17 protein-coding genes, 1 tRNA gene and 2 pseudogenes are annotated in these 26,912 nt (G+C 66.3%); 7 read left to right on the top strand and 13 right to left on the bottom strand.

The annotated features are described in order from the left end of the window. Positions 1-346 precede the first annotated feature (346 nt). Together N4G70_RS22975 and N4G70_RS22980 are read right to left on the bottom strand one after the other, a co-directional pair. A pseudogene (locus N4G70_RS22975) lies at positions 347-2,163 on the bottom strand (hypothetical protein). Next, the gene (locus N4G70_RS22980) at positions 2,094-2,522 is read right to left on the bottom strand and encodes a restriction endonuclease (RefSeq protein ID WP_261714579.1); all 429 of its coding nucleotides are present in this window, start codon (positions 2,520-2,522) and stop codon (positions 2,094-2,096) included. Before N4G70_RS22980 ends, N4G70_RS22975 begins: the two are co-directional and overlap by 70 nt. Positions 2,523-3,378: 856 nt before the next feature. On the opposite strand from N4G70_RS22980, the gene N4G70_RS22985 reads away from it, so the two are divergent. From N4G70_RS22985 to N4G70_RS22995, 3 genes are read left to right on the top strand one after another with little or no spacing between them, the layout of a single operon-like run. Continuing rightward, a complete protein-coding gene (locus N4G70_RS22985) occupies positions 3,379-4,527 on the top strand; it encodes an RNA polymerase sigma factor RpoD/SigA (RefSeq protein WP_261714580.1) in 1,149 nt (382 codons plus the stop codon). Beyond that, positions 4,524-7,574 (top strand): helicase C-terminal domain-containing protein, encoded by a 3,051-nt coding sequence (locus N4G70_RS22990; RefSeq protein ID WP_261714581.1) that lies wholly within the window; start codon positions 4,524-4,526, stop codon positions 7,572-7,574. The genes N4G70_RS22985 and N4G70_RS22990 overlap by 4 nt, the downstream gene beginning before the upstream one ends. A gap of 22 nt (positions 7,575-7,596) precedes the next feature. After that, the gene (locus tag N4G70_RS22995; protein WP_261714582.1) at positions 7,597-9,351 is read left to right on the top strand and encodes a hypothetical protein; all 1,755 of its coding nucleotides are present in this window, start codon (positions 7,597-7,599) and stop codon (positions 9,349-9,351) included. Between the two features lie 119 nt (positions 9,352-9,470). Here N4G70_RS22995 and N4G70_RS23000 read toward each other — a convergent pair whose 3' ends face one another. From N4G70_RS23000 to N4G70_RS23010, 3 genes are read right to left on the bottom strand one after another with little or no spacing between them, the layout of a single operon-like run. Continuing rightward, complete coding sequence (locus N4G70_RS23000) at positions 9,471-10,037, bottom strand: hypothetical protein (protein ID WP_261714583.1); 567 nt, start codon at positions 10,035-10,037, stop codon at positions 9,471-9,473. A gap of 56 nt (positions 10,038-10,093) precedes the next feature. After that, positions 10,094-11,752, bottom strand: coding sequence for a DEAD/DEAH box helicase (locus N4G70_RS23005; protein WP_261714584.1), 1,659 nt, complete (start codon positions 11,750-11,752; stop codon positions 10,094-10,096). Positions 11,753-11,766: 14 nt separating this feature from the next. Further along, complete coding sequence (locus tag N4G70_RS23010; RefSeq protein WP_261714585.1) at positions 11,767-14,094, bottom strand: ATP-binding protein; 2,328 nt, start codon at positions 14,092-14,094, stop codon at positions 11,767-11,769. A gap of 188 nt (positions 14,095-14,282) precedes the next feature. Here N4G70_RS23010 and N4G70_RS23015 point away from each other — a divergent pair, with 188 nt between their 5' ends. Continuing rightward, a complete protein-coding gene (locus N4G70_RS23015; RefSeq protein ID WP_261714586.1) occupies positions 14,283-14,519 on the top strand; it encodes a hypothetical protein in 237 nt (78 codons plus the stop codon). Positions 14,520-14,609: 90 nt separating this feature from the next. On the opposite strand, the pseudogene N4G70_RS23020 reads toward N4G70_RS23015, so the two are convergent. Together N4G70_RS23020 and N4G70_RS23025 are read right to left on the bottom strand one after the other, a co-directional pair. Next, positions 14,610-14,918, bottom strand: a pseudogene (locus N4G70_RS23020) (very short patch repair endonuclease); the annotation flags it as partial. A 407-nt stretch (positions 14,919-15,325) separates the two neighbouring features. After that, complete coding sequence (locus N4G70_RS23025; protein ID WP_261714587.1) at positions 15,326-16,651, bottom strand: DNA cytosine methyltransferase; 1,326 nt, start codon at positions 16,649-16,651, stop codon at positions 15,326-15,328. Positions 16,652-17,002: 351 nt separating this feature from the next. Between N4G70_RS23025 and N4G70_RS23030 the strand changes: the two genes are divergently transcribed. Next, positions 17,003-18,100 (top strand): hypothetical protein, encoded by a 1,098-nt coding sequence (locus N4G70_RS23030; RefSeq protein ID WP_261714588.1) that lies wholly within the window; start codon positions 17,003-17,005, stop codon positions 18,098-18,100. A gap of 221 nt (positions 18,101-18,321) precedes the next feature. Here the strand turns inward: N4G70_RS23030 and N4G70_RS23035 are convergent. The 3 genes from N4G70_RS23035 to N4G70_RS23045 form a co-directional block, all read right to left on the bottom strand. Beyond that, positions 18,322-18,395 (bottom strand) — tRNA-Pro (locus N4G70_RS23035). A 34-nt stretch (positions 18,396-18,429) separates the two neighbouring features. Beyond that, on the bottom strand, positions 18,430-19,182 hold the full coding sequence (locus N4G70_RS23040; protein ID WP_261714589.1) for a Pr6Pr family membrane protein: 753 nt from the start codon (positions 19,180-19,182) through the stop codon (positions 18,430-18,432). An 84-nt stretch (positions 19,183-19,266) separates the two neighbouring features. Then, a complete protein-coding gene (locus N4G70_RS23045; RefSeq protein WP_261714590.1) occupies positions 19,267-20,196 on the bottom strand; it encodes a metallophosphoesterase in 930 nt (309 codons plus the stop codon). 141 nt (positions 20,197-20,337) lie between these two features. Here N4G70_RS23045 and N4G70_RS23050 point away from each other — a divergent pair, with 141 nt between their 5' ends. After that, on the top strand, positions 20,338-20,802 hold the full coding sequence (locus tag N4G70_RS23050; RefSeq protein ID WP_261714591.1) for a GatB/YqeY domain-containing protein: 465 nt from the start codon (positions 20,338-20,340) through the stop codon (positions 20,800-20,802). Positions 20,803-21,160: 358 nt separating this feature from the next. Here N4G70_RS23050 and N4G70_RS23055 read toward each other — a convergent pair whose 3' ends face one another. Beyond that, positions 21,161-23,425 (bottom strand): transglycosylase domain-containing protein, encoded by a 2,265-nt coding sequence (locus N4G70_RS23055; RefSeq protein WP_261714592.1) that lies wholly within the window; start codon positions 23,423-23,425, stop codon positions 21,161-21,163. A gap of 436 nt (positions 23,426-23,861) precedes the next feature. Between N4G70_RS23055 and N4G70_RS23060 the strand changes: the two genes are divergently transcribed. Continuing rightward, a complete protein-coding gene (locus tag N4G70_RS23060) occupies positions 23,862-24,230 on the top strand; it encodes a WhiB family transcriptional regulator (protein WP_174248591.1) in 369 nt (122 codons plus the stop codon). 27 nt (positions 24,231-24,257) lie between these two features. On the opposite strand, the gene N4G70_RS23065 is transcribed toward N4G70_RS23060, so the two are convergent. Beyond that, on the bottom strand, positions 24,258-25,922 hold the full coding sequence (locus tag N4G70_RS23065) for an ArsA family ATPase (RefSeq protein ID WP_261714593.1): 1,665 nt from the start codon (positions 25,920-25,922) through the stop codon (positions 24,258-24,260). After that, positions 25,919-26,881: an ArsA-related P-loop ATPase gene (locus tag N4G70_RS23070; RefSeq protein WP_261714594.1), complete on the bottom strand. Its 963-nt coding sequence runs from the start codon at positions 26,879-26,881 to the stop codon at positions 25,919-25,921. The genes N4G70_RS23065 and N4G70_RS23070 overlap by 4 nt, the downstream gene beginning before the upstream one ends. Positions 26,882-26,912 lie beyond the last annotated feature (31 nt).

Below are 26,912 nucleotides of genomic sequence, written 5' to 3' on the forward strand. Positions count from 1 at the left end.
TAGTCACGCAGATAGACACGCACAACGAATCAGGGCCACCGACTCACGTGAGTCGGTGGCCCTGATCTGCTACTTAGCTGTCGGGGTGGCGGGATTTGAACCCACGACCTCTTCGTCCCGAATGAGGTTCGGGCAAGATCGACACCGGGCGGTTTGGTGTTTTGCCTGGTCAGAGCGCTGGCGTGCGGTGGTGTCGGGTGGTCTGGAAGGGGCTTGGGGAGCGGGTTGGCTCCCAGATGGCTCCCAGCGGGAAGCGGTCAGCGTGTGTCGTCGAGCTTGCACATCAGGTCGGTGACCAGCGTGTGATCGCGAGCGACGTCGGAACGCTCGGACGGATCCCGTTGGACTAGGTGCTTCTGGAGCCACTCGTTCCGCTCTGCTTCCCGGAGCGCGAACACGCGCTCGGCTCTGCCGTACACGACTGCGAACTGCTCGGGCAGCTCGTCCTCGGCCCCTGCTCCAGGAGGAAGTCCACCAGTTCCTCCAACAGTTCCAGGTAGGCAATACGTGGTTCGCGCTCGGGCTGCGCGGCGAGCCGGCGCAGCTCTTCCAGGCCGTTCTGGACCAGACCCTCGGTCGCCTGTTCGCGGGAGGCTCTGGACGGTGTCCGGCGCAGCTGGTGGTACAGCGCGATGGACCAGTACCAGTCGCCGGCCTCGACGTACTCCAGCATTTCGGCGTGGATGGCGGCAGTCACCTTTTCCCGGAACCGCTGGGCGTGCTCCCGCGGCACTAACGGGCTGGCATCGAGAGAGTTGATCAGGCCCTCCAGGTGGGAGAAGGGTCCATAGGGGGTAAACGGGGAGACCGTCTCCTGCATCACGTACGCGGCCAGCGTGGCAGAGTCCAGCAACTCGGCCGTCTCCAGTACCCACTCCAGATGCGTCGACCGGCTTTCGTCCTTGTGCCACAACCTGGTCTCCATGTCACCGCCCATCGCTTGGACGATGGTGCTCACGGTCGACTCGTGCTCCCGCAGTCGGGTCAGAATGCCCGCCCCGTCAGCCATACGAGCTGCAGCGACGAGTCGTTGCACCTGTTCCTCGTGGACGAGTGCCTTGAGGAGTTCCGAGAAGTGGGCCCGGCCGGCGTCGAGGTGGAAGCGGACATAGTCCTCGATCGATGGGTTGTGGAATGCCACCCGCCCCTGTTCGACCGAGATCATCGTGCCGTCCAGCAGCTGCAGTGCCCTGCGGAAGGTTCTGCCGTCCGCCGCCCGCTCCATCTTCTTGCGGTACGAGCGCCAGGACTCCTCCAGGTCGTCCAGACCGGCGGATTTGAAGGTGAACAGCACCTCCAGCATGTGGACGGCCTCGTCCGTCAGCTCGTTCTCAACGATGCGTTCCCATACGCGGCGGGGGTCGTCCAGGTTCTTCCGCATCGCCGCGGCGACGTCCTGGCCCCGGCGCGCGGACAGCCGGAGGGTCTCCTGGACCAGACGCGGATTGGAGTTCTTGTGCCGAACCACCGGACGCCACACCTTCGGATCGGCGAACCGGCGCTTGACGTCCGGTGGCAGGGAGGAGTGGTGGACGTGGTTGTAGAGGATCTGGCCCCGCACCCGCCGATGCAGGTCGGTCAGCCGGATCACGCTGACCGCGTCCGACACGTCCGGTGCGACCAGCCGGTCGTACCGGAGACGGGCGTGCTCCAGCAGGTAGTCGCGGGTCGTCATCACCAGTGCCTTGCCAGGTGTCTCCTGGATCTCCCGGATCACCGACAGCAGGCGGTTGTCCTCGTTCTTGTTCAACGGCGTGTCCAGGGTCGTACGCCCAAAGAAGTCGTCGTAGAGGAACACCTGCCGAGTGCCCTCGCGCCACAGGGTGCCGATCTCGTCGACGTCTTGGGTGATCTCGTGGACCTCGTAGCCGTTGCCCACAGCCAGGCCGTGAGCATCAGCGCCACCGTCGTCTTGCCCACCCCGGGGATGCCGGCGATGACGCAGACCTGCTGGGTGTCCAGAAGCTGCTGGGCTCGTTCGAAGCCCTCGTGCGGGACGAAGGTGTCGGCGACGCCCGGTAGTCGCCTCTGAAGCCAGGACGACCGCAGGTACTGGTCCTGGTTCAGCACGGTCTGAAGGACGGCGGTACTGCTCAGCCAGAGCCGGAAGTGTCGTCGGACCAGGTCCGGGCGGCGCAGCAGCTCGGCGACGATCTCGTCCACGCCGTACAGGTCGCTGGTGCTGCGTACGTACGGGGAGAAGGCGTCGCGGAGCTCTCTTCCTTGCCGTCGACGGTCAGACCGACCGTCGTGGCGACGATGTAACGGTCGGGTGCCAGCGCGCGGACCTTGGGCAGTTCATCCTTGATCAGGCGTCTGATCAGAGTCTTCTGGGTCGCGCGCGGCCAGTGCTTGCACTGCACGACGGTTGTCCCGGCGCAACCAGTGTGCCGCAGGTCGATGCCGCGGTCTCGGCCGCGCGGGAATATTTCCAGCGGTATACCGAGGACATCACTGAACAGATCATGGCAGACCACCTCAAAATCATGATCCGTCAACCGCCCCAACTCGAAAGAGTCCATGTCGTGTTCGCCTCTGGATGCCGACCAGCCTCCAGTCTCCCGCAGCAGTCCGGGCGCTGGCTAATGCAGGTTAGGGCCTTGTCGTGGGTTGTCCCCGGAAGACGCCTGGGCGTACGCCGCGAAGAGCTGACCCTGCTGTCTTGGGATGGGGAAAGCATGGGCGGGAGTCGATGGCACCCGCCGTGCGAGGTATCTCCGCCATCAGGGTGTCTCGCATTCCCGTTATGGCGATGTCGACAACCGGGATCTGAATCTGTAAGTCGTCCAATTATCTGCTGCTGCAGCTGGATTTGCTGCCATGTCCTTGAGATTATCGACTGCGTTGCTCAGGGCCGAGGGCGCGTCGGACTTGAGCCCATCGGGAACGCCCCAGCTGCTTTTCCCGCCCGCACGACCACCTCACCAGCACCTCGAGTCTCCAAGTTGCCAGCTTGGTTGTTCTACAGGTGATTTCTCAAAAGCGAGGAGCCTCGCGTGGCGAGCGTGCCATCAATATTCGTCAATCATTTCCGACCGTGGTTATGAAGGTCCCCAAGGGCATAGACGACTTGCCTGGATGGGCGGGGACCCACGGAGTCGGCTGCGCCGCCGCTGAAAGAAGTTTTAGCCTGTGCGGCGAACTTAGCGCCCACGGTGTGGCGAGTCAACGAGTCGGACTTAGCGCCCAAATTGACGCTCGCGCGTCGCGTCTTCGGCCTTTATCGATTACCGCTCCGTATGTCAATTAATCGGGCTTTCGCTTGCGCTCGGCTGATCTGTCGTCCTAGCTTTTCCCCACTGGACCGAGGGAAGGTCAACGGCATCGCTCGAGGTCCAGGTAATTCACTTTTTCAATCCAGGGGGAGGCGTCTTCGAAGTGGAAGACGTGATCGAAGCCTGCGTCGAGGCGCTCATGGAGGACAGCGAGCGTCTGGGCCGGCTTGAGCGTGCTCACGTGGTTCAGGTTGCGAGCCGTCGAGGCATCGATCCGCAGCAGGTGGGGCGCGTCATCACGATGCTGCGCGAGTACGGGGTGCTGAGCCAAGAACCGGGGGGTGAGGGTGCGGATCGCGGTGGGATCAGGACGGACACCGGGCCGACGGCGTCCAGTGGCGACAACCAGTCAGACGCCTACCCGGGACGGATCGGGCGCCACCGCATCTTGACGGCCGAGGAGGAAGTGGCATTGGGCCGACGCATCCAGATGGGACTACGGGCAGCGGAGGGTGGTGAGGTGTCGGATGAAGTGGCTGAGCTGGTACGTGACGGTGAGGCGGCCCGCAGGGTGCTCGTTCGGCACAACGTGCGCCTGGCTATCGATATCGCGAGGCGGTACTTGCCGAGCGCGGGCGACCTGGAGCTTGACGACCTGATCCAGGACGGAGTCCTGGGGCTCAACCGTGCGGCGGAGAAGTTCGATCCGACGCGGGGCTACAAGTTCTCGACGTACGCCAGCTGGTGGGTGCGGCAATCGGTAAGCCGGGCCATCGCGAACACTAGCTCCGCGGTCCGCTTGCCGGTGCACGTCCGCGACGACCTGCGGCGTGTGCAGCAGTACGCGCGCCGTTTCGAGGAGCGCAACGGACGATCCGCGACGGTGGCGGAGCTGGCCGAGGGACTGAGTGAGAAGGGAGAGGAGATCCAGGCTCTGTTGGACTACTCCGCCCCCATCATCCACCTGGATGTCCCAGTGGACGAGGAAGGTGGTGCCACTCTCGGCGATCTGGTGCTGGCCGCCAAGGCGGAACGGCCGGAAGACGAGATCATCCGCCGGCTCTTGAAGGAGCAGATCCTCACGACCATCAGCACTCTGCTCGACGGCACCGACCCACGTCTGGCGCGGTTGTTGGAGGGGCGCTTCGGACTGGATGGCGAGGATCCCATGACGCTCGACGCGTTGGGCAAGGAGTTTGGCTGCACCCGCGAGTGGGTGCGGCAACTGCAGAAGAAGTTGCTTGAGCGGCTGCGGGATAACTGCAGCCTCAGGCAGCTAACGCTGGAATTCTTGGCGATGGAGGCGACGTGACGCAGGACGTGGTGGAGGCGCAGAGCCGGTTCGTGGACTGGCTCGACAGCCAGGTAACAGCAGAAGGACGAGGGGACCGGGACAACGTCTTGGACGCGGACCCGGCCGGGGTGTACTGGTTGGGCCGGCTGGCTCCGGAAAGCGAAGCGGCCGCCGTACGTAGAGAGCGGCGCATGGACCCGTGCGCGATTGGCCTGCGAGTGCGGCCCGAGATCGAGGGGCCATGGACACTGCGGGCACGCCTGCGTGCGCTGGCCTGGAACCAGGTGCGCGGTTCGGAGGGGCGAGGCGAGAAGTGGGAGAAGACGGCGTCGATCGACGTAGTGGTGCCGATCGAAGTCCCATTGGGGGCCGCAGGAGTGGTCTTCGGCAGGCGTCAGATCGCCGAGGCCCTGGACGCGGCGGGTGCGGTGGGCTCGTGCGCGGAGGTGCGCGTAACGGACGAGTCTTGGCGCGGCAGCCCTGAGCTCGTGGTGGAACTCGTCAACACCACGCCTGACGGCTCGCGTCAGCGAGGCGAGCGTCATCTCTTCGAAGTGGAGCTGACGGTCCTGGACCTGCGGACCACTCCTTTCCTGCTGGAATCCCTGCCCGAGAGCTTCCGCTACGACCGGCGTTTGCCGGCCATCGGCATTAACTGTGGTGTTGCTCTCCGGGGCGTCAATGAACTTGTTACCACCGATCAGGTCGTTGTCGATCGATATCGCCCTGAATACACTTTTGAGCGGACCAACGCCGGGGTGTTGCCGCTGACCTTCGAGCATCTGGCCCAAGAACCGGTGGCCATCCTCGCGCGGCTGGTGGAGGCGTATGAGGCTTGGGGACTCGAGCACTGGTCCTCGGAAGCCTTGCAACGCCGTGCCACAGAGGAGTCTTGGAAGCCGGAGATGCTCCAAGAAGCCGTGGGAGCTGCTGCGGAGCACACGGCCGAACTCCAGCGGCTACGTGCCGGCGTGGCCGTTCTGGAACAGGACGCCGATCTACGTCAAGCCTTCCAGCTCATGAATCGCGCCATGCGCCGCGCTGCCTGCGGGCGCTACGTGGGCTGGCGCCCGTTCCAGATCGGTTTCATTCTCTCAGTGCTGCCCTCCTTGGTGAACGAGGGCGAAGATTGGCAGCAGGTCGAGATCGTGTGGTTTGCCACCGGCGGTGGCAAGACCGAGACGTATCTCGGTCTGCTTGTCCTAGCCGCCTTTTATGATCGACTGCGCGGGAAGCTCGCGGGCATCACGGCCTGGAGTCGATTCCCCCTACGGATGCTGTCCCTTCAACAGACCCAGCGCTTCGCGGACGCCCTAGCCGCAGCCGAGCTGGTGCGTCGTCAACACGCGATCGGGGGGGAGCCGATTTCTTTGGGGTACTTCATCGGTGCGGGCGCGACCCCCAACGAAATTCCTATCGCGCCTACCGAATACAACCCCATCGACGTGGACGAGCCTCGTATGGCGGACCGCTACCAGGTTCTCACCGCCTGCCCGTTCTGCGGGTCGAAGGAGATCCGCATGAAGTTCCACCGCGGTGACTGGACACTGCGTCATCTGTGCGCGGCACCTGGCTGCCCCAGCGATGGTAAGCCGCTACCGGTGTATGTCGTCGACCAGGAGATCTACCGCTTCCTGCCCACCGTCGTTATCGGCACCCTGGACAAGGCCGCACTGATTGCTATGCAGGGAGGCATGCGGGGCTTCTTCGAGGGACCGGCCGGACGCTGCTCACGCCCCGGCCATGGGTTCACGTACGCGAAGCGCGCTAAGCGGCCTACCGGCTGCCTGGTCCCCGATTGCCCCGGCGAGACCACGCCGCTGGCACCTAGGGACCGCGCGCGATTCGCCCCCTCCTTCCGGCTGCAAGACGAACTGCACCTGCTACGTGACTCCCTGGGCGCGGTGGACTCCCACTACGAGTCATTGCTGGACGCCCTGCAGACGGAGCTCACCGGTAGAGCCCCGAAAATTATTGCCTCGTCGGCGACTCTGACGGGATTCGAGCGTCAGGTAGAGGTTCTGTACAACCGACGCGGCCGGGTATTCCCAGTTCCTGGCCCCTCTGCTCGCGAGTCCTTTTGGTCTCGTGAGACGGATCGACTGCTCCGCAGGTTCGTCGCGGTGTGGCCGCGCGGAGTCACACTTGAGTGGGTCTCAGACCGGACCACGACCATCCTCCAGCAGTCTGTGCGCCGTCTGCATGACGAGCCCCAGGCCGTATGTGCTGAGGCAGGCGTCGACCCCGTCCACGTGCCCATGCTTCTGAACCTCTATGGCACTCATGTGGTGTACGGCAACACTGTGCGTGATGTTGAGGCCGCCAGGCGCTCCCTCGGAACACAGGTCCCCGTCACGCCTCTCAACGCCGCCCAACTCACCGGTCAAACCCCATTCGAGGAAGTCCGCGAGACCCTGCAACGCCTCTTGCGTCCTGAGACGAATTTCCTTGACCGCCTGCACGTGATCACCGCGTCCTCGATGATCTCGCACGGCGTGGACGTCGACAGGCTGAATGTGATGACTGTGCTCGGCGTGCCGCTGACAACTGCGGAGTTCATTCAGGCCACGGCCCGCGTGGGACGCGCCCATCCCGGCTTGGTGTACGTCATCCACAAGATCGGCCGCGAACGGGATTCCGCCGTTTTCTCCCAGTTCAGGCCCTTCATCGAGCAGGGCGACCGCTTCGTGGAACCCATTCCCATCACTCGCGCCAGCCGTCGTGTGCTGGAGCTAACCACCAGCGCGGCAATCGAGTCCCGCCGTCTGTTCGTCCACGAACCGCGTTCGGCTGGCGGACGGCTTACCACCGTGGACCTGCTCCGGAAGTACACCGCTCAGACGGGCTTGACCGCTGCGGAGGAGGCGCGGGCCTGCACCGCCGCCCTGGGAGTGGATGAAGAACACCATCTGGCTTTCACCGACGTGACCCGTCAGCTCGAGACGTACTTCATGCGCCTGGAGAACCCTGGAGACGGAGCCAAGTGGCCCAATCAACTGCTCGCACGCGCACCCATGCGTTCCCTGCGTGATGTCGAAGCCCAGATCCCCGTCAGCGACGACTAACCAAACCAGGGAAGGCACAGCAATGAAGGACGAGCGCAGCGGATCCCAGATCCTCTACAGCTTCCTCCCACAGCAGACCGCTGACCTCAAAGGCGGAATCTGGCGCACCGCTGAGTGGAAAGACCCGCGCCCCGTCGATGTGGAGGATTCGATCATTAGGGGCCGCCTGATCTCCGAACTCGAAGGCTGGGTAGGCCGCGGCCTGGACGTTACCGCCGTGAATTATCTGCGTGCAGGCGGCCCGGTCGAAGTCGTGGGGGTTAACCCCGAACGAGGAGTACGCGTCGAGCGCTTTCCCCTGGTATGGGTGTGCCGCGGATGCCGACGTGTGGAGACCGGCACCGTCAAGACCTGTCAGTGCGGGAGCAACCACTGGAGACAGCTGCACTTCGTCGGGTTCCATGACTGCGGACTGCTGGAACAACCCCCAATTCCTCTGTGCAGGGAGCACCGACAGGTCCGCATGCCTCACCAGTCGAGCATGGATGCCGCACGCATCCGTTTCGAGTGTCCGGTATGCCAGAAGGAGATCCAGAAGGGCTTCGCATGGCGTAAGTGTTCCTGCGGGCGCCGATACTCAGAGGCCAAGAACGCGGAGTACCTGCGTTACAACGTTCACCGATCTGCCAGCGTCTACACGCCCCAGACCTTCACACAGATCAACCCAGCCAGCCGCGCCGCGATGCGCCGCGTCACCGAGTCTGGCGGACCGCGTCGTGCTCTACTTTGGGCCTTGGGCGGCTTTGAGGACTCCGAGCCTGGTGCAGGCCGCCAGACCCAGACCTCCCTGGTCGACCAGCTCGTCGCTTCCGGGCTAACCCGCGCGGTTGCCGAGCAGATGGCCGCCGTGGCCGGCGCAGCAGGAGAATTGGGTGCCGAGGAAGACCTCGGCGAGCTGGCTAATGCCCACAGCCTGCAAATCGAAGCCGCTGAACGGGAGGCCGTAGACGTTGCCTTGGCAGCTACCGAGAAGGGCTCCCGCCAGCGCGTTGCCGACCTCGTCACTGCTGCTACCCCGCCCGCTGTTCAGACCCGCTACCAAGTCCACTATCCCGCCGCTCTGCAGCGCGCAGGACTAGCTGGGGTGGACCTGTTCACAGACTTCCCCGTCCTCAAGGCCGTATATGGGTACACACGAGGCGGCGGTGAGCCTGGTACCTCCCGCCTGAGCCTGTTCACGGGTAAAAGCGGACGACGGATCTATGCCGACCTGCGATCCACGGAGGCCCTGTTTTTCCGCCTCGACCCCCTCCTGGTCCACACCGCCTTGCGTCAACGCGGGCATGTACTACCGCCAGCAGACGACGCGCGCACCGCCCGCACCGTTCTCGCCGCTCATGTCACCCCGCCTTCTCGCTTCAGCGACCCGGATGACGCGTCGCCCGTCGGCCGGGACCTTCTCACCCTCATCCACTCCTACGCACACCGGGCCATCCGCCAACTCGCTGTCTTCGCTGGTGTTGACCGCGAGGGATTGGGCGAATACCTCATCCCTCGGCACAACGGCTTCTTCGTCTTCGCAGCCAGCCGAGGTGATTTTGTCCTTGGTGGCCTGCAAGCTGTATTTGAGAACGACCTGCACATCCTGCTCGCGAGCATCGCCGGCGCCGAGTCCCGGTGTGCTATGGATCCCGCCTGTGAACGTAACGGCGGCGCTTGCCCCGCCTGTTTGCATCTGGGCGAACCGGCTTGCGACCACTTCAATCGCTATCTGAATCGCACGGCCCTTTTCGGCCCCGACGGCTTCCTCGCCACCTCCGCACACCAAAAGCCGTAACTTCGAACGCCATGCTCCCGGCGCTCGCCCTACCAACCAGGTCAGGCGAGCGCTCGTCCCCCCTCCACCACTTTGGCCCGCAGAAGTGGGCGGCCACGGAAGATCCGAAGAATCGCGATCTAGGGCATCGTGATGAGCTCCGGGTTATCGATCATGGTTCGGTGCAGGTGGCTCAGGTCGACGCCGCAGTGATTCGCGAGCCGAACGTGACGCTCACGCGCGTGCTGGGGAATCGTTTCGCCGTCCCTTGTGGTGATCACGATACCGGGGCGGCTGGGCGAGTCGATCGCCTCGTTCAGCACTGCCCAGATGAGGTCTTTCAAGACCCCGGCCTTACCCCAACAGATGTAACGCTTGGTCTTCCCATCTGTGGCAAGGCAGTGGTTGGGCTTGCCTTCCACCGAGTCGGGGACCACTGACCAGCCAGGCCCGCAGAAGAACTGGACGATCTCGTCCGCCCCGCGGAAACGGCGGCGGACGTACGGGACGAACTTGCCGATACCCTCCTGAGCCCTGGCGTACTCCTTCATCGGTACGTCCTTGATCCACACCCGGACGTCCTGGTCGCTGGCGAAGTCTCGGAGCTCCCCGCCGATTTGAGGATCATCGAACCAGCGACGGTACTGAGCGGTCTTCCCGGGATTGCTCAGGAACTCCCAGTCCAGCTCGTCGGCGGTGCGGTACATGCTTAGGAGGATGCGACGACGGAGAGCTTCGGGAAGGTTGAGCTGGGGCAAGGCGGCTACTCCAGGGTGGCGAGGGCGGACGGGAACTGTAGGCGGTGCTCGTCGTACGCGGTTTCGAGGCTGGCCGCGTCCTTGATCCACTCTTCCATAAGGGTCGCGACTCGTTGGTCGTTGAACTCAATGCGCGATGGGGCGACTTGGTCCAGGGTCTCCACCTCACCGCCCTCCAGGCTGCGCTTGATGTTGAGGGCCGCCGCGATCCGCCGCAGATCGCTGACGAAGTCGAGCACCGTCACGCGTTCCTTGCCCGTCCTGAGCCGGAGCCCCCGTCCCAACTGCTGGACGAAGATCCGGCGGGAGTGAGTCACCCTGGCGAAGCAGAGGATGTTGACGTCGGGGACGTCGACACCCTCATTGAGGATGTCGACAGAGGTGAGGATGGGGACCTCGCCGCTGCGGAAGGCGAGAAGGCGGCTCTGCCTCTCGCGCTTGGCCAGGCCCGCGTGCAAGGCCAAGGCTCCGGACCAAAGGGGGGTTCGACGCAGGAGTTCGGCCAGTCGTTCGGCGTGCTCAACCGTGCGACAGAACACGATGGCGCGGGGGTTGGCGGTGGCCGCCCATGCCGCAGCTAGTTCATCACGGATGGACTCGTCACGCTGCGGCAGGAAGAGGTGGGCGTTGAGGTCCGCCAGGCCGTATTCATGCTCGCTGGCCGCCTTGACGACATCCCAGTCGACGTTGTCGACGAACAACCGGTAGTCCACCTGCGCCAGGTAGCCCCGACGCATTCCCTCCTCGATGCCGAGTGTGAAACTCGCCGGCCCGAAGTGGTGGCCGATGTCGTGAGCGTCGCCTCGCCAAGGTGTGGCTGTGACCCCGAACTGCCTGGAGGCGGACAGGACTTCCAGTAGTTCGTCGTACTGCCCGTCCGCGCCGACGTGATGCGCCTCGTCAACCATGACAAGCGCCGGCCGGTAGCCGAAGCGGGCGGCTGGCAGAGCGGAGCCGACGGTGGCGCAGGTGACTCCGGACAGGTCGTCGGGGCGGGTGTCTCCGGTGAGCAGGCGGGTGGGGACCTCCCTGGGCAGGTGCCGCCATAGCGCGCGTTCGAGTTGCTGGACCAGGTCCTTGGCGTGCGCCACCACAAGAACTTGATCCGTGGGGTGACGACGGAGGTGCGCCGCGATGACCTCACCGCCCACCACGGTCTTGCCGAGCCCTGTCGCCAGGATGAGCAGGGCGCGTCCGTGGGAGTCCAGGTCCTTGTCCAGGGCCCAGAGCGCCTCGGCCTGGTAGGGCCGGGGTGTCACCTCCCCGAAGCGGGGTGCGAGTCCCTTGAAACTGCGGGCGAGGTGACCGCCCTCCCAGAGGTGGATGCTCGGGCGGATGCGGGACAGTACGTCGACCCGGCGCCGGGCGTCCGAGCTGAAGCGGCTGTTGGTCACAACGACGGCCTGATGCGCGCTGTAGTGGTCCCGCGCGTTGTCGACCTCGTCCACGGCGTCAGCGCCGACGACTCCGCGCCGCTTCCACTTGCACTGGAAGACCCACAGCTCTCCCCGCCGGCGCGCGAGGACGTCGCCACCCTCGTCGCCGGAGCCGTCGATGACGGCGACGTCTGTGAAGCCGAGATGCCACAGGAGCCGCTCGACGCACCTCGGGAACTGCAGAGGCCCGGCGTCGAGAAGTGGGCCTGGGTCCAGGAAGCTGTGCATCGCCTCTCCGATCCTCACCTGTCGTCCGCGAGGTCACGGGCGATCAGGCGGCAGCTAACACGGATACGTCCCAGCTCCTCGGGCGTGACCTTGGGTCGGTGCTGGGCGAGAAGCGCCAGGTCGCTCAAGGGGTTCATCAAGCGTTCCACCATCAAGTCACGTGCGTCTGAGGCCGACAGCGCGGCATACGAGCGTCGGAAGACCTTCCCGTCCATGAAGAGCGCCGGAGACTCGCTGATGACGCGCAGAATGGCGCTGGCGGGCGCGAAGCGGATGAAGTCGCCGTTGTTAACAGCCTCGTTCCAGTCGAGACCGGGTTCGGATTCCAGGGCGAACCGCTCCTCGGCGGCCTCCCTTTCCTCTGCCCGCAGTTGCAGCCAGTGAACGGCCGGCGTCTCCGCGATCACTGGGGCCATCAGCGTGCGAATCCGCTCCAGGAGCCGCTCAGCTTCATCGGCCATCGCGGTCGGCGTCAGCCGGGGGCTGGAGGAGCGCTCCTTGAACAGGAGCAGCAGCTGGGTCAGGGGCGTGGAGTTGTTGTTCTTCCGGACGCGCATGTACTCGGCCGCCTCCAGCAGCGCGACGTCACGCATGTCCACCCCGTGCTCGCGATAGAGGTGGTGATCGGAGTCGACGAAGACCTCCAGCTGCGGGGACCGCACCATGATGGCGAAGGCCGGGGTCTCCTGGTCCTTGGCGTTGGTGAGCCGCTGGTCCCGCACGGCCCAGACTCTCAGTTCGACCCGCCCCATCTCGGGGATCAAGTACTCCCCGGCGAGGTCGGGGAACTGGTCGGCACCGTCACGGTAGCGTTGTAGCCGCTGCTCGAAGGTCTCTGCCGGATCCTCGGCCGCCGGCGGAACCTCATCGACCGCAGGTGTCTCCTGATCCTTGTCCTCACCGGGCGAAGCGGGGCCGAGACCGGGCAGAAGCTCGTCTGCATCGCTGTCGGTGCCAGGGTCCGGCTCATTTTGGACCGGGTGATCGTTGCTGTACGCCGCCTCATACCAGATCTCGTCGCTCTGGTAGTCGGGGTGTCCGTCCCGGAACAGCTTCGCCCATTGGACGGTCTTCTCGTGGATGGCCTCCTTGCCGTTTCCGGGCACCAAGTAGTTCAGGCCCGCGTCTTGGCGGCGGAAGCCTGAGTACAGGAGGGCGAGCGGACTCTCGTTCTCCGGCAGCTGTCGCCGCTTGGCGATCTCCGGACGCAGCGGGCTCTCGCCACGGATGGCTCGGAGCACCTGGTGCCACTCTGCGGTCTCGAACTCGAATGCGGTCTTCTGGTAGTTCGGGGTGACGTGGTCGCAATGGATCTCTCCGACAATGCGGCCCGTGGCCGCCTTGGAGTCGATCGGGTACTCCAATTCCGGCTCTCCGAGGCCGTCCTCGTCGGTCCAGTAGAAGACTCGCTTGTCCTTGAGCAGGATCTTGCGGCCGTTGCGGAGGAAGTCGACGCCGTAGTCCGTGCGGTGCACGTAGCGCTGGACTCCGAGCCAACCCCAGATGCGACGGGAACGGACCACAAGACGGTCCTGATCGCACTCTCGGCAGCGTTCGACGTCCAGCGGGTTCCAGTACCCGCAAGCCATGCACGCCTTCTTGTCAGTGAGAGCGACGTCTATGCGCTGGACGGCGTTGATCTCCACGCCCCGTCGGGTGACGGTGCGCTTCTCGTCCCAGACACAGGGCTTCCGAGGCGGCAGCTTCTTCCCGTTGATCGTGAGCAGGAAGCCACGCTCCGTGAGGAGGTAGCTGTACACGTCGCTCAGCTTCTCCCTGATCACCTTCAGGGCGTTCGCACGACGAAGCGCCTCGAACTGCTCACCCTTGAGGTCGCTGATGGTGATGACGGTCCCGTGCTCCGAGGGATTCAATTTGGGCAACTGGCGGTGCGGCGCTTGGTACTCCTCCGACGCTTCGATCTCCGGAAGGTCGAGCGTGACCTCCGTCCAGTAGGAGTCGCCGGCGCGTCCCGTGCGTACGACGGTCTTGCGCCCGAGCCGGGCGGTCGCGATGTTGAAGCCCATGCCGAACAGGCCCAGGGCGCCGTGTCGGCCGTTGCCGCTCCAGCCGGCGCTGATCGCGTTGCGCACCTCGTCGAGACTCATGCCCCGGCCGTTGTCCTGGACGAGCACCTCAGCCGTGGACCGCGAGTCCTGAGCGGTCGGCAGTGAGATGCTCACGGTGGGCCTCTCGCTCCCCGTCTCGGGGGAGGATTGGAACACGTCGAAGGCGTTGTCCACGAGTTCGGCGAGGCACTGCCAGGCCGCGAACTCGATGTCACCCAGGACACCGAGGATGCGGGGGTGCGGCATCACGTTGATGTACTGGCCCTCAGACATACGTTGTGGCTCCCCGGGTCCCGTGTGCCGCGTCGTACTGGATGTAGTGCCTTGGACCGGCGGGGTGTGAGTCTCGCGTCGTCCGCGACTCACCCCCCGAGATACCTCGCGTCAGCATGCATTCACTCTACTGACGCCCACTGACAACCGGTCCGGAATGAGCGGGATCCCGCCTGCCATCAGGAGTGATGCGCATCGCCGACGATCTTTCCTTAGTACGCGCCAGACTGGCCCTCATGATCCGAGAGCCCGCCGAGGTAATCATCGACGAGAACGGTCGGGTCGAGCTGCCCATGGGGCTACTAGCAGAGGCCGGCCTTGGTTGGGGCAGCCGTCTGCTCGCCCACAGTGCGGGCGACGGTAGCATCGTGCTGCGCCGTGCCGAGGACGCCATCGCCGACCTTCTGGGGGATGGCAAGTTGTGAGCCAGCGTGCCCAGGGGCCGCAGTACGGCGCCTTGCCCTAACGAGCGCGATGATCTTTTCGGCGGCCACCGATGGGTCCTCGTGCTCCCATACCCGCACAGGCAGCCAGCCCGACTCCTCCAACACGCGGTTCGTCTCGGCGTCCCGTGTGCGGTTCCCCTCGATCTTGTTCCGCCAGAAATCCTCGTTCGTCGCTGGCCACCGACAGTGGTCCGGGCAACCGTGCCAGAAGCATCCATCCACGAACACGGCCACCCTCACACCGGGGAAGGCCACGTCTGCGGTTCTCCGCAGGCTGCGCAGAGGGCGGTGGGAGACGCGGTATCGCACGCCCCGCTCGTGCAGGTGCTTACGCAGGAGCTTCTCCGGAGCCGTGTCGCGCGACCGGTTGCCCTGCATCGATGCGCGAACCGAGTGGCTCGCCGCCCATGAGGACGCTGGCGCCTCCTCCTGGGGGCGCTGCACAAGGCCGCGATCGATGGCCCGGCGCCACGCCTCGGCGAGATTCTCGCGCCGAGTCTCGTGTTCGACCTCTCCGAGGTAAACGGGCCTACGGGTGGTCCCCTTGTCGGACCAGCGCAAATAGGCCCGGATCCGGCGGGTCTTGGTCAGTACCTTCAGCTCGACGGAGGCGCGGGCTCGGCGCCCCTCGCCCAAGTCCACCCAGCGTCGATCAGGTCCGCCTGCGGCTTTGTCCTGCTCCGCCGACGCTTGGGCCCTTGTCCTACCGGGCCGCCCTTTCCACGCTTTCTCGGGGGGCTGTTTGTCCTTCCAACGGCCCTGACGTGGAGTCGCTTTCGCGGTGGTCACCGCGTGCTCCCCGCCTTGCCCAGGGCGTTGGCCACCGCCTTCGCGAAGAACTCGCCCAACAGAACGGGAACAGCGTTCCCGAGCTGGCGCATCTGCTCTCCGCGGGGGCCCTCCAACACCCAGTTGTCCGGAAACGTCATGACGCGGGCCGTCTCTCGCACGGTCATGTACCGGTGCTTGTACCTCCAATCCCCTGGAGTGAAAGGGTCACGCTCGCGTTCGTCGGTCAACATCACCGACTCGCCGCCAGGGACTCCGTGGACGCCCGCCTTCACTGTCTTCGCCGGACGGTCCAGCTCGTTCGGGGTGTGCCCCTTGTAGATACGCGCGCCAGGCCAGCCGATGTGGTTGGTCACGCCGCCCAGGTGGCGCTCCTGCCGGTCGAGATGGCCCCAAGGGACGGGCGGTAGGGGTGGCTCACCGTTCAGGCCGGCCAGTGCATCGCGGAACGTCCGCCAGGGAAGCAGTGACGCTTCCTCCGTGTCATTCCGCTTCGGGAGCCCAGCCATGACTCGATCATGAACGTAGTCCGGGACCTGGTGCCGAGCCCAGTAATCGCCCTTCACCATTGAGCGGACCAGAGCGGCATACGAGTGGGTGGGCCTCACGCTCCGCTTGAACGCCTCGACGTCCACGCCGAGGTCTCGACGGAACGCAACGATGATCACCCGGTTCCTCACCTGCGGTACGCCGTAGTCCGCCGCGTTCACGGTCGTTGCCACTACGTCGTAAAGCTCATAGCCCCCGGACGGGTCGGAGGCACGGCCGGCCCGCAACGCGGCGTCATACGTCCGCAAGAGGGCGTCGTGTTCCTGCCACGTGGTGTCCGGGTCGCGTTTCAGGTAGGGATACGACAGCTCGTTGAGGATGTACTGGAAGTACGGCTCGAAGGACTTCCTGCGAAGTCCGACGACGTTCTCGCAGATCACGGCCTTGGGTTGGATCTCGCGAACGGCCCGGAACATCTCCGGGAACATGTTCCGCTTGTCCTCGTCCCCCTTGGCGATGCCTCCGAGGCTGAAAGGCTGGCACGGCGGCCCTCCGGCCAACACATCCACCTTGCCGCAGAGGTAGCGCATATCGAGCTCGCGGACATCCCCTGAGACGAGCGGCACAGGTCCACCGGGTTCGGGGATCCACTCCTCCTCGCCCCGCTCCTTGGCGCCGTTCGCCTCCAGCGTCTCGCAGGCGCGTTTGGCGACCTCGCTGACGAGGAGCGGTCGGAAGCCCGCTCGCCCGACGGCCATGGCCAGGCCGCCGCCGCCGGCGAACAGTTCCACCGCCGTACGGTCGGGCGATCGGTATTCTTGCTGCTCAGACATTACAAAACCATACCGCGGAGTACGTCTCGTTGGAAAGTGGAACACACAGATTCACCATCTGAGTCAAGAGCGCACGGGGATGTATGGGGGCACGGGGCAGCGATACCTAGACCGCTGAGTTACGCACACGTACGGGTGGTGAGCCGTAGAGCTAACGCGGTCGGCGGCGGGGTCTCTTCTCAGCCCCGACGCTCACTGATTGACCCGCAGGCGATCCCGCAGTGCGTGATGTCAGTGGGCTCAGCAAGACTGCCGTCATGACGACTGTGCTGAAGGGGGCAACTGTGCTCGTGGGTGCCCTACTGCTCGCCTCTGTTTGGGATTTGTGGCGCCGGAGGGCATGGCCACCCCTTGCGTGAGCAGACCATCGAGCGGGTTCGCAGACGACGGGACGCCTTCGCACAGGAGCGAGCCACGATCTTCATGGAACACACCCGGGAGCTGGTTGCTCCTGTCGTCAGTGGGCATGTTCCGGACAGCCTGCCAGGACTGGTCCCTCAGTGTGTGTTGCTGTGGTGGCAGGGCTTCTTAACTCAGGTGCCGATGATGTTGGCGCTATGGGTGATGTTGGCCATCGCGGTTACAGGCGGTTCGCTCCTGAACGGGATGGTCGACGCGCTGCGATGGACAGCAGGCAAGGTGACGTCTGCCGCGACGGGGCTCGGGCATACGTGGGAGAGTCCGCCCGGCCTCGCCTTCGGATTGCGGGTCGCGCTGGCGCTGTTCCTGGTCGTCACAGTGATCTTTGCCGTGCGCGGTGTAAGCCTCTCGTTCCCTGAAAGCGAGCGAGCGAAGCGGGAGCGCGAGCGACGGGAAAGGCAGAGGGCAGAGCGGGGCGGCTTTCTGCCGGTCGTGGTGCTGCTGATGTCAGCCGCACGGTGTAGTCGCGCGTATCAGCAGTGGTCGCGGGGGACTGGCGTAGCTGGAGTCCCACGGGTCTCGATGCGGTCTGTCGAACGAGTCATCTGGCGGGCGCACAAGACGCGCTACCCCGCGTCGGAATCGTTTTGGCCCAGCACGTTGGGCCTCATGGACATTGGCAGCCATCACCGCAGAGTCCTCAAGGCGCATGCTGCGCAGGTGGTCGGCGCACTACGGGCCGCAGAGGCTCGGCAGGACGCTGAACCAGCCGAGGCATTGAGGGAAATGGCCGTCATGCTCGTGATCATCGCGGAGCGATATGCGGAGGGTCGGCTCGGCCAGCTTCTCGACGAAGACCGCCTGGACTCAGAGGTGTCGGCGACTCAGGGGGAATATCTGCGGTTCCTCGGCCTCGGCACTGCGGTCATCGCTGCTATGACTGCGGCGGTCTCCTTCGGGATCCCCTCTGACGCCTTGGGTCCACTGCTCGGCGTCGTCGCCACATTCGGGGCGGTCATCTTCCTCCGAGGACGGATTCCCGCCTCTGCTGATCTTGTCGACATCCTCCGCGGCGCCGACAGGCGCTGACGCTCGAACGTTTCGTTGAATGCGTTAGCCGGGCAGAAGCGCTTGCACAGCGTCGGCTCGTAACAACGAAGCCAGGTCGGTGCCGCCTCGGCGGCCGATGCGACAGGGTGGGTGAGTCGTTTGGGAGCCGTGAGTGGAAGTCGGCTCCCAAATCGCCCTCATGAACCACTCAGGGGCCTGATCCACTAGGTGGATCAGGCCCCTGACCTGGTCTTACGAAGTCGGGGTGGCGGGATTTGAACCCACGACCTCTTCGTCCCGAACGAAGCGCGCTGCCAAGCTGCGCTACACCCCGATTGTCTCCGCTTGTCGCGGCGACGTCGTTTACTTTAGCCCACTGGCGGCCGGAGACGAAATCCGGTTTTCGGGGGCTTCGGGTAGGGGCGGACGTGGTCCAGGCCGGTGATCGTCAGGGCCAGGGCGTAGAAGGCGAGGCCCAGGACCACGGCGTTGGTCAGGACGCCCGGGTAGCCGTGCTGGTCGACGTCGAGGAAGGGGTACGGGTAGCGGCCCACCGTGCCGGGGGCGAGCAGGGCGCCTCGGATGAGGGCGAAGGCGAAGTAGGCCAGGGGATACACCAGCCACTGGGCGGCGTGGCGCATGCGCAGGCCGCCCGGGCGGGTCAGCAGGAGCCAGTCCAGTACCGCGCCGAGCGGGGTCACGGTGTGCAGGAGCTGGTTCGACGCGGCCCGCCAGTCCGTCATGACCACCGTCGGGTCGTCCGTCATCGAGAACCCGCTGGAACTGTTGGCCAGGATCAGGTGGTAGACCAGGCCGGTGATCGAGATGTAGAGGAGTACGCCGCCCGTGACGCGGGCCGGCAGTGCGGGGCCGCCCCTCCAGGCGCGTACCGCCGACCATCCGAAGGCGACGGCTACCAGCACATTGGACTGGATCGTGAAGTAGCTCAGGACGCGCGGTGGGCTGCCCGTGACCAGGTCGATCACGATGCCCGTCACCGCTGCCAGGCAGATCAGCGCGCGGAAGGCGGCCGCGTATGGGCGGCGGGGGGTCGGTAGGACGACGGAGGCGGGCACGTCGGCCTTGCCGGGCGCTCGGGGGGAAATGTGGTCGTACCGCATATGTTCACCGTAGGGGGTGGGTGTTCGTGCCACATACGCCCCACCCCGCCCCGCCCCGCATCGCCTCGTACCCCCTCCCCCCTCTTACGGGTGGCGCTCCACCAAGGTCAGCAGCGTCGCCTCCGGGGGGCAGGCGAAGCGGACCGGGGTGTAGCGGTTGGTGCCGCAGCCCGCCGAGACGTGCAGGTAGGCCCGCTTGCCCTCGGTGGAGTGGGTGGACAGGCCCTTGACGCGGTCGGTGTCCAGGTCGCAGTTGGTGACCAGGGCGCCGTAGAAGGGGATGCACAGCTGGCCGCCGTGGGTGTGGCCGGCCAGGATCAGCGGGTAGCCGTCCGCGGTGAAGGCCTCCAGCGTGCGCAGGTACGGCGCGTGGACCACCGCGATCGACAGGTCGGCGTCCTGCTCGGGGCCGCCGGCGACCCGCTCGTACCGGTCGCGCTTGATGTGCGGGTCGTCCAGGCCGGTGAAGGCCAGCTCCATCCCGTCCAGCTTCAGGCGGCCCCGCGTGTTGCTCAGGTTCACCCATCCCGCCGTGTCGAACGCGTCCCTCAGGTCTTCCCACGGGTTGTGTACGACGCCCTGGGCCGGCGCGTTGCCGTTGAGGCCGTGCCGGCCCTGCGCCTTCTCGAAGAGGTACCGGGCGGGGTTGCGCAGCTTCGGGCCGTAGTAGTCGTTCGAGCCGAAGACGTACACACCGGGGAACTCCATCAGGGGGCCCAGCGCGTCGAGCGTCTCGGGGACGCCCTCCGGGTCGGAGAGGTTGTCGCCGGTGTTCACCACGAAGTCGGGGCGCAGACCCGCGAGCGACTGAAGCCACGCCCGCTTCTTGCGCTGGCCGCTCACCATGTGGATGTCCGAGACCTGAAGTACGCGCAACGGGCGCGTCCCGGGCGGCAGCACGGGCACCGTCACCCGGCGCAGCCGGAACGATCTGGCCTCGAACCCGGCCGCGTAGGCGAGGCCTGCGGCCCCGACAGCCGTGATGCCCAAGGGAATTCCGTATCGCGCGCGCATACGCCCATGGTCGCAGACCCGGCCGCGACACCTGACGCCCCCTGAAGCCGCCCGGCAGGGCTTGACGGAGCCGGCGGGGAGGAGGTCGCGGCGGCGGAAATCGGCGGGCGGGTCCACGCCCGTACCTGACACACTGGGGACATGACCACGCTCAAGGCCCGACTCAAGGACGACCTCACAACCGCCATGAAGGCGCGCGACGAGCTGCGCTCGTCCACGCTCCGGCTGACCCTCACCGCCGTCGCCAAGGAAGAGGTCGCCGGCACGGCCGCGCGTGAGCTCTCCGACGACGAGGTCCTCAAGGTGATCGCCAAGGAGGCCAAGAAGCGCCGCGAGGCGGCCGAGGCCTTCGACAAGGGAGGCCGCGCCGAGTCCGCCGCGCGCGAGCTGGCCGAGGGCGAGATCCTCGACGCGTACCTGCCCAAGCAGCTCTCCGACGACGAGCTCGCGGCGATCGTCGCCTCCGCCGTCGAGGAGGCCAGGGCCGCCGGCGCCGAGGGCCCGCGCGCGATGGGCGCCGTCATGAAGATCGTGAACCCGAAGGTGGCGGGGCTCGCCGACGGCGGCCGGGTCGCCGCGGCGGTGAAGAAGCTGCTGGCGGGCTGAGCCCCGTCCCGGGTACGGCACCCGTGGCCGCGACGCCGCGGAAGTGACGCGCTGCTGTCGTGAGCTTTCGGCGGCTCCCGGCGGCTCCCGGTGGCTTCTGGAGGCTTCCGGGCGGGCTGGATTCCCAGCACCGCGATCGCCGTGGTGTGCCGTACCGACCGCACCGCATGCGCGTACGCGTAGGCCTACGCGTATGCGTACGCGTACGCGTACGAAAAGGGGCGCCCCAGGATGTGAATCCCGGGGCGCCCCTTCGTATGCGTACGCGAGGGCTACCGCGGCCACCCGCACCCCTGCGCAAGGGCTACCGCGGCCACCCGCACCCCCGCGCGAGGGCTACCGCAGCCGCACGCGAGAGTTACTGCGGCCAGCCGCCCCCGTCCCCGCCGATGACGCCCGGCGGGAAGGAGATGCCCGGGAAGGGGGGCTGGCCGCCGCGGTTCGGGGGCTTGTTGTCGCCGCCCCCCGGCTTCGGCTTGTGCTTGCCCTTGTTCTTGCTCTTGTCGTTGTTGTTGCCCGCCGTGCCCGGCACCGGGTCGGTGGTCTTCTGGCCGCCGTCGGGGATGTCGACGCGGACGAAGGGCGGCGAGTCCTGCCCCTGGAGCGCGCCGGTCATCGCGTCGCGCCAGATGGGGCCCGGGACCTGACCGCCGTACACCTGCTCCTGGAACTGGCCGCCGATGGTGATGTTGTTCATCTCGACGCGCTGGGAGGGGCTGCCGACCCAGACCGCGGCCGACAGGTTCGAGGTGTAGCCGACGAACCAGGCGTTCTTACGGGCGTCGGTCGTACCGGTCTTGCCCGCGTTGTCGCGGTCCTTGAGCCCGGCCTCCGCACCCGTACCGGAGTCGATCACGCCCCGCAGCAGGGTGTTGATGCTGTCCGCGGTGGTCTGCGACATCGCCTGCGAGCAGGAGGTCTTGGGCACCGGGACCGAGGAGCCGTCCGGCTTCTTGATGGACTCGATGGCGATCGGGCTGCAGTACGTGCCCCGGTTGGCGAAGGCCGCGTACGCCGAGGCCATCGTCAGGGGCGAGATGCCGGTCGAGCCGAGGGTCAGTGCCGAGGGCAGCATGGGGAGCTTGTCGCCGTTGCCCTGACGGACGTTCAGCCTGTCCGTCATCTGCGACACGGGGCACATGCCGATGTCGCCGAGCATCTGCACGAAGTACGTGTTGACGGACTTGGCCATCGCGTCCCTGAGCGCGTACGGCCCGCTCTCGCTCTCGTTCTCGTTCTCCAGGTGCGCCGGGTTCTTCGGGTCGTTCACCCACGGCTTGCCGCTGCACGTCTGGACGGAGGCGGGATAGTCCATCTCGTACGGCGAGGGGTACTGCTGGGTCGGCGGCTTGCCGCCCTCGATCGCGGCCGCGGCCAGGAACGGCTTGAACGTCGAACCCACCGGGAAGCCGAAGTTGGAGCCACCCATCTGGCGGTTGACCGAGAAGTTGATCTGCGTCTCGTTGTCCCCGAAGCCGTACGGCTTGGACTGACCCATCGCCAGGATCTTTCCGCTGCCCGGCTGGACCAGGGTGACGGCGGTCGCCACCGAGTCCTTCTGGTAGACGTGCTCCTTGATCGACGCCTGGGTCGCCTTCTGGCTCTGCGGGTCGAGCGTCGTCTGGACGGTGAGCCCGCCCTGGTTCCAGAGCTTGGCCCGCTCTTCCTTCGTCTTGCCGAAGACCGGGTCGGACAGGAAGACCTCGCGTACGTAGTCGCAGAAGAAGCCCGCGCCGTCGACGGCGGTGATGCAGCCGTTCTTCGGCTTGCTCACGCTCAGCTTGATGGGCACTTCCTTGGCCTTGTCGGCCTCCGCCTGCGAGATGTCCTTCACGTCGGCCATCCGCTGAAGCACCGTGTTGCGGCGCTTCTTGGCCTCCTGCGCGTCGTTGACGGGGTCGTACCGGCTGGGCGACTGCACGATGCCGGCGAGCATCGCCGACTCGTCCAGGGTGAGGTCCTTGGCCGGCTTGGAGAAGTAGCGCTTGGCGGCGGCCTCGATGCCGTACGCCTGCTGCCCGAAGAACGTGATGTTGAGGTAGTTCTCCAGGATCTTCTTCTTGCCGAGCTCCTCCTCGACCTGGATCGCGTACTTCAGCTCCTTGACCTTGCGGCCGATCGTCTGCTGGGTGGCCTCGGCGACCTTGTCGGGGTCGTCACCGGCCTCCTCGACGAAGACGTTCTTCACGTACTGCTGGGTGAGCGTGGACGCGCCCTGGGCGACACCGCCGCTGGTCGCGTTCTTGTTCATCGCGCGCAGGACGCCCTTGAGGTCGATCGCGCCGTGCTCGTAGAAGCGCCCGTCCTCGATCGCGACGATCGCCTTCTGCATGTACGGGGAGATGTCGGCGAGCGGCACCACGGTGCGGTCGCGCGAGTACACCTGGGCGATCGTGCCGCCCTTGTTGTCCAGGATCGTGGTGCGCTGGCTCAGCGGCGGGGTCTTCAGATTGGCCGGGATCTCGTCGAACCCCTCGACCGTGCCCTTGGCCGCGAGCCCCAGCGCGCCGGCGGCGGGAAGGGCGATTCCCGCGAGCACGGCACCCGCCAACACACTCACGCCGAGGAACTTGGCCGCCTGCTGGGTCCCGGTCAGGCCTCCGCCCGATCGCTTCTTTGCCATGGGGGCAGCCTACGTTCTCAATCGCCGGACACGGCTTAAGGCTCTGGCCTAAGCTGCTCTCAACTGTCACAGCAGTGCGGTTGCGCATCAAGTCCTGGGCCGTGCGTGGAAGTGTCCCGCCGTCCTCGAATCCGGTTCCGCCGTCCCCGAATCCGGTGGAAATCAACCCGGTTGGTGTCCGATTGCGCCTCATGCGTCATCGGGCGTCCGTTGTGACTCAGCTGATACGTCCTGTTATTTCGGATTGGTCGCGCATGTCCTCGCCTCACTCCGTTGGGTGATCTGCCGCGTACGCATAGTCCGTTCGGGCCATTCAAGATTGGGCCCGACGGGGGTGTTGCGCTGTGCCCACCTTCCGTAACGTCCTCAACTGGCAGCGGTGAATATGCCGCTGCCGCCGTGGGGGAGCCTCGATTCGGGAGAGGACGGCGCCGGCATGGGCTGGGTAACCGACTGGAGTGCGCAGGCAGCCTGCCGCACTACCGATCCGGACGAACTGTTTGTACAAGGTGCAGCGCAGAACAGGGCCAAGGCGGTATGCACCGGTTGCCCGGTGCGGACCGAGTGCCTGGCCGATGCGCTCGACAATCGCGTCGAGTTCGGCGTGTGGGGCGGAATGACGGAACGGGAGCGACGCGCCCTTTTGCGCAGGCGCCCCACCGTCACCTCCTGGCACCGCCTTCTGGAGACCGCGCGCACCGAGTACGAGCGCAGCACGGGGATCCTGCCCGTGTGCGCGGAGGAGGAAGCGGCGTACGACTACCGGCATTCCTTCGGAGACGAGGCGTACGCGGCGGCGGGCTGACAGAGCCAGGCTGACAGAGTCAGAGGGTCAGACAGCTCCGGCCGGGGAACCACCGGCCGCGAGCCGCTCCCCGATGGTCCGCAGCCCCGCGAGGTCGTGCACATCGCCCGGCAGGGCGGCCACTTCGGCGACCTTGACCTCGGGGTGGAGCGCGGAGAAACGGTCGCGCGTCCGCTGTTCACGCGCGAGCACCTGCATCCGCTCGGCATGCAACCGCAGCAATCCCGCGGTCAGCCGCTCGACGGAATCCTGGTCGTCCTCGTCGTTCTTGTCGTCCTGGTCAGCCTGCTCATGCTGATCGGAAACCTCGACGCCGGAATCCTCGACGGAATCCCGGGCCTGCGAATCCTGGGCCTGCGAATCCCGGGCCTCCGGCTTTCCGTCCGTGGCCGTGTGAGTGGCCGAATCCCGCCTGGCCGAATTCCGGGCCATCGACTGGTCGTCCTGGTCCAGGGAATGGTCGACGCAATGGTCGGGTGACGCGTCGGCACCGGAAACGGTCCCGGAAATGTCATCGGCGCCGGAAGGGGCGCCGGAAGTGGCACAACCAGTTGCATCGGAAGCGGGGTGGGGAACCTCGCCGGGCGTCGTGGCGGTGTCGGGGGCAGCGTCGGGAGAGGAAACGCTGGCGCCACGCCCTCCAGCCTTCCCGGCCTCCTGATCCACAATGCGACGGTCGTCAAGATTTTCCGCGGGTTCTTCGGCAAGGCCCTGGGTGAAGTCTTCCGCGAGAACGTCAGCGGGGTCCTCCGAAAGGCCTTCCGTGAGATTCTCCGCCGCGGCGAGGGCCCGCTCGGCCGAGAGCCGGGAGGCCGCGCTGCCGTGCACACGGTTCAGTACGAGCCCGGCCAGCGGCATGTCGTCGGCGGCCAGGCGCTCCACGAAGTACGCCGCCTCGCGCAGCGCGTCCCGCTCGGGCGAGGCGACGACGAGGAACGCGGTGCCCGGCGCCTGAAGCAGCCGGTACGTGGCGTCGGCCCTGGTCCGGAACCCCCCGAACATCGTGTCCATGGCCGCCACGAAGGTCTGTACGTCGTGCAGGAAAGGCCCGCCGAGCAGCTTGCCGAGCGTGCCCGTCATCATCGACATGCCGACGTTGAGGAACTTCATCCCGGCCCGGCCGCCCATCTTCGCGGGCGCCATGAGCAGCTTGATGAACTTGCCGTCGAGGAACGACCCGAGCCGCTTCGGCGCGTCCAGGAAGTCGAGCGCGGAGCGCGACGGCGGGGTGTCGACCACGATCAGGTCCCACTCGTCCCTGGCCCGGAGCTGTCCCAGCTTCTCCATCGCCATGTACTCCTGCGTGCCCGCGAAGCCGGCCGACAGGGACTGGTAGAACGGGTTGGTCAGGATCGCCTTGGCCCGGTCCGGATCCGCGTGCGCCTCGACGATCTCGTCGAAGGTCCGCTTCATGTCGAGCATCATGGCGTGCAGTTCGCCGTCGCCCTCGACGTCCTTGACCCGGCGCGGGGTGTTGTCCAGCGAGTCGATGCCCATGGACTGGGCGAGCCTGCGAGCCGGGTCGATGGTCAGCACCACGACCTTCCGGCCCCGTTCGGCGGCCCGAACTCCCAGTGCGGCGGCGGTAGTTGTCTTACCCACCCCGCCCGAGCCGCAGCACACGATGATGCGGGTGCCCGGATCATCCAGCAGCGGATCGATCGCCAGCGCCTCGGCCGCGTCCAAAGTCACTCACCCACCCCGAGCTTCCGCAGTTCCGTGGCCAGGCGGTACAGCCCGGCCAGGTCCATCCCCTCGCCGACCAGCGGCAGTTCGTACGTCGGTATCCCCAACGTGCCCAGCACCGCCCGCTGTTCGCGCTCGAGCTCCACCCGCTCGGCGTGCTCGGCGGCCTGCGCCAGGAGCGGTGTCACCAGCTTGGCCGAGCCGGTCACCCCGGCGCGGGTCAGCGCCTTGGCGACCTCCCTGCGCCGGTCGCCCGTCACCCCGCGCACGGCCGCCCCGTCCAGGACGTGCGGCCGGACCATGTTCACGATGACCTTGCCCGTCGGCAGCTCGGCGCCCCGCAGCTCGGCGATGCCGTCGACGGTCTCCTGGACGGGCATCTCCTCCAGGAGCGTCACCAAGTGCACTGCCGTCTCAGGGGACTTGAGGACGCGCATGACGGCCTGCGCCTGGTTGTGTATCGGACCGATCTTCGCGAGACCCGCCACCTCGTCGTTGACGTTCAGGAAGCGGGTGATGCGGCCGGTCGGCGGCGCGTCCATCACGACGTAGTCGTACGCGTACGCCCCCTGTTTGTTCTTCCGGCGCACCGCCTCGCACGCCTTGCCGGTCAGCAGGACGTCGCGGACCCCCGGCGCGATGGTGGTCGCGAAGTCGATCGCCCCGAGCTTCTTCAGCGCCCGGCCCGCGCCGCCCAGCTTGTAGAACATCTGGAGGTAGTCCAGGAGCGCCCGCTCGGCGTCGATGGCCAGCGCGTACACCTCCCCGCCGCCGGGCGCGACCGCGATCTTGCGCTCCTCGTACGGAAAGGCCTCCGTCTCGAAGAGCTGCGCGATGCCCTGTCTGCCCTCGACCTCGACGAGGAGCGTGCGCCTGCCCTCCGTCGCGAGGGCGAGCGCGAGTGCTGCGGCGACCGTGGTCTTGCCGGTACCGCCCTTGCCACTGACGACCTGGAGCCTGCTCACACCTTCGAGCCTAACCAGTCCGTCCGCGGCC

It is taken from the genome of Streptomyces sp. ASQP_92, from assembly GCF_025399895.1.
Classification (GTDB): domain Bacteria; phylum Actinomycetota; class Actinomycetes; order Streptomycetales; family Streptomycetaceae; genus Streptomyces.

Coding starts and splice junctions, on each gene's coding strand:
- N4G70_RS22980 (WP_261714579.1), bottom strand. CDS start 2,522: ATGGACTCTTTCGAGTTGGGGCGGTTGACGGATCATGATTTTGAGGTG.
- N4G70_RS22995 (WP_261714582.1), top strand. CDS start 7,597: ATGAAGGACGAGCGCAGCGGATCCCAGATCCTCTACAGCTTCCTCCCA.
- N4G70_RS23000 (WP_261714583.1), bottom strand. CDS start 10,037: ATGTACCGCACCGCCGACGAGCTGGACTGGGAGTTCCTGAGCAATCCC.
- N4G70_RS23005 (WP_261714584.1), bottom strand. CDS start 11,752: ATGCACAGCTTCCTGGACCCAGGCCCACTTCTCGACGCCGGGCCTCTG.
- N4G70_RS23010 (WP_261714585.1), bottom strand. CDS start 14,094: ATGTCTGAGGGCCAGTACATCAACGTGATGCCGCACCCCCGCATCCTC.
- N4G70_RS23015 (WP_261714586.1), top strand. CDS start 14,283: ATGCGCATCGCCGACGATCTTTCCTTAGTACGCGCCAGACTGGCCCTC.
- N4G70_RS23025 (WP_261714587.1), bottom strand. CDS start 16,651: ATGTCTGAGCAGCAAGAATACCGATCGCCCGACCGTACGGCGGTGGAA.
- N4G70_RS23040 (WP_261714589.1), bottom strand. CDS start 19,182: ATGCGGTACGACCACATTTCCCCCCGAGCGCCCGGCAAGGCCGACGTG.
- N4G70_RS23045 (WP_261714590.1), bottom strand. CDS start 20,196: ATGCGCGCGCGATACGGAATTCCCTTGGGCATCACGGCTGTCGGGGCC.
- N4G70_RS23050 (WP_261714591.1), top strand. CDS start 20,338: ATGACCACGCTCAAGGCCCGACTCAAGGACGACCTCACAACCGCCATG.
- N4G70_RS23055 (WP_261714592.1), bottom strand. CDS start 23,425: ATGGCAAAGAAGCGATCGGGCGGAGGCCTGACCGGGACCCAGCAGGCG.
- N4G70_RS23060 (WP_174248591.1), top strand. CDS start 23,862: ATGGGCTGGGTAACCGACTGGAGTGCGCAGGCAGCCTGCCGCACTACC.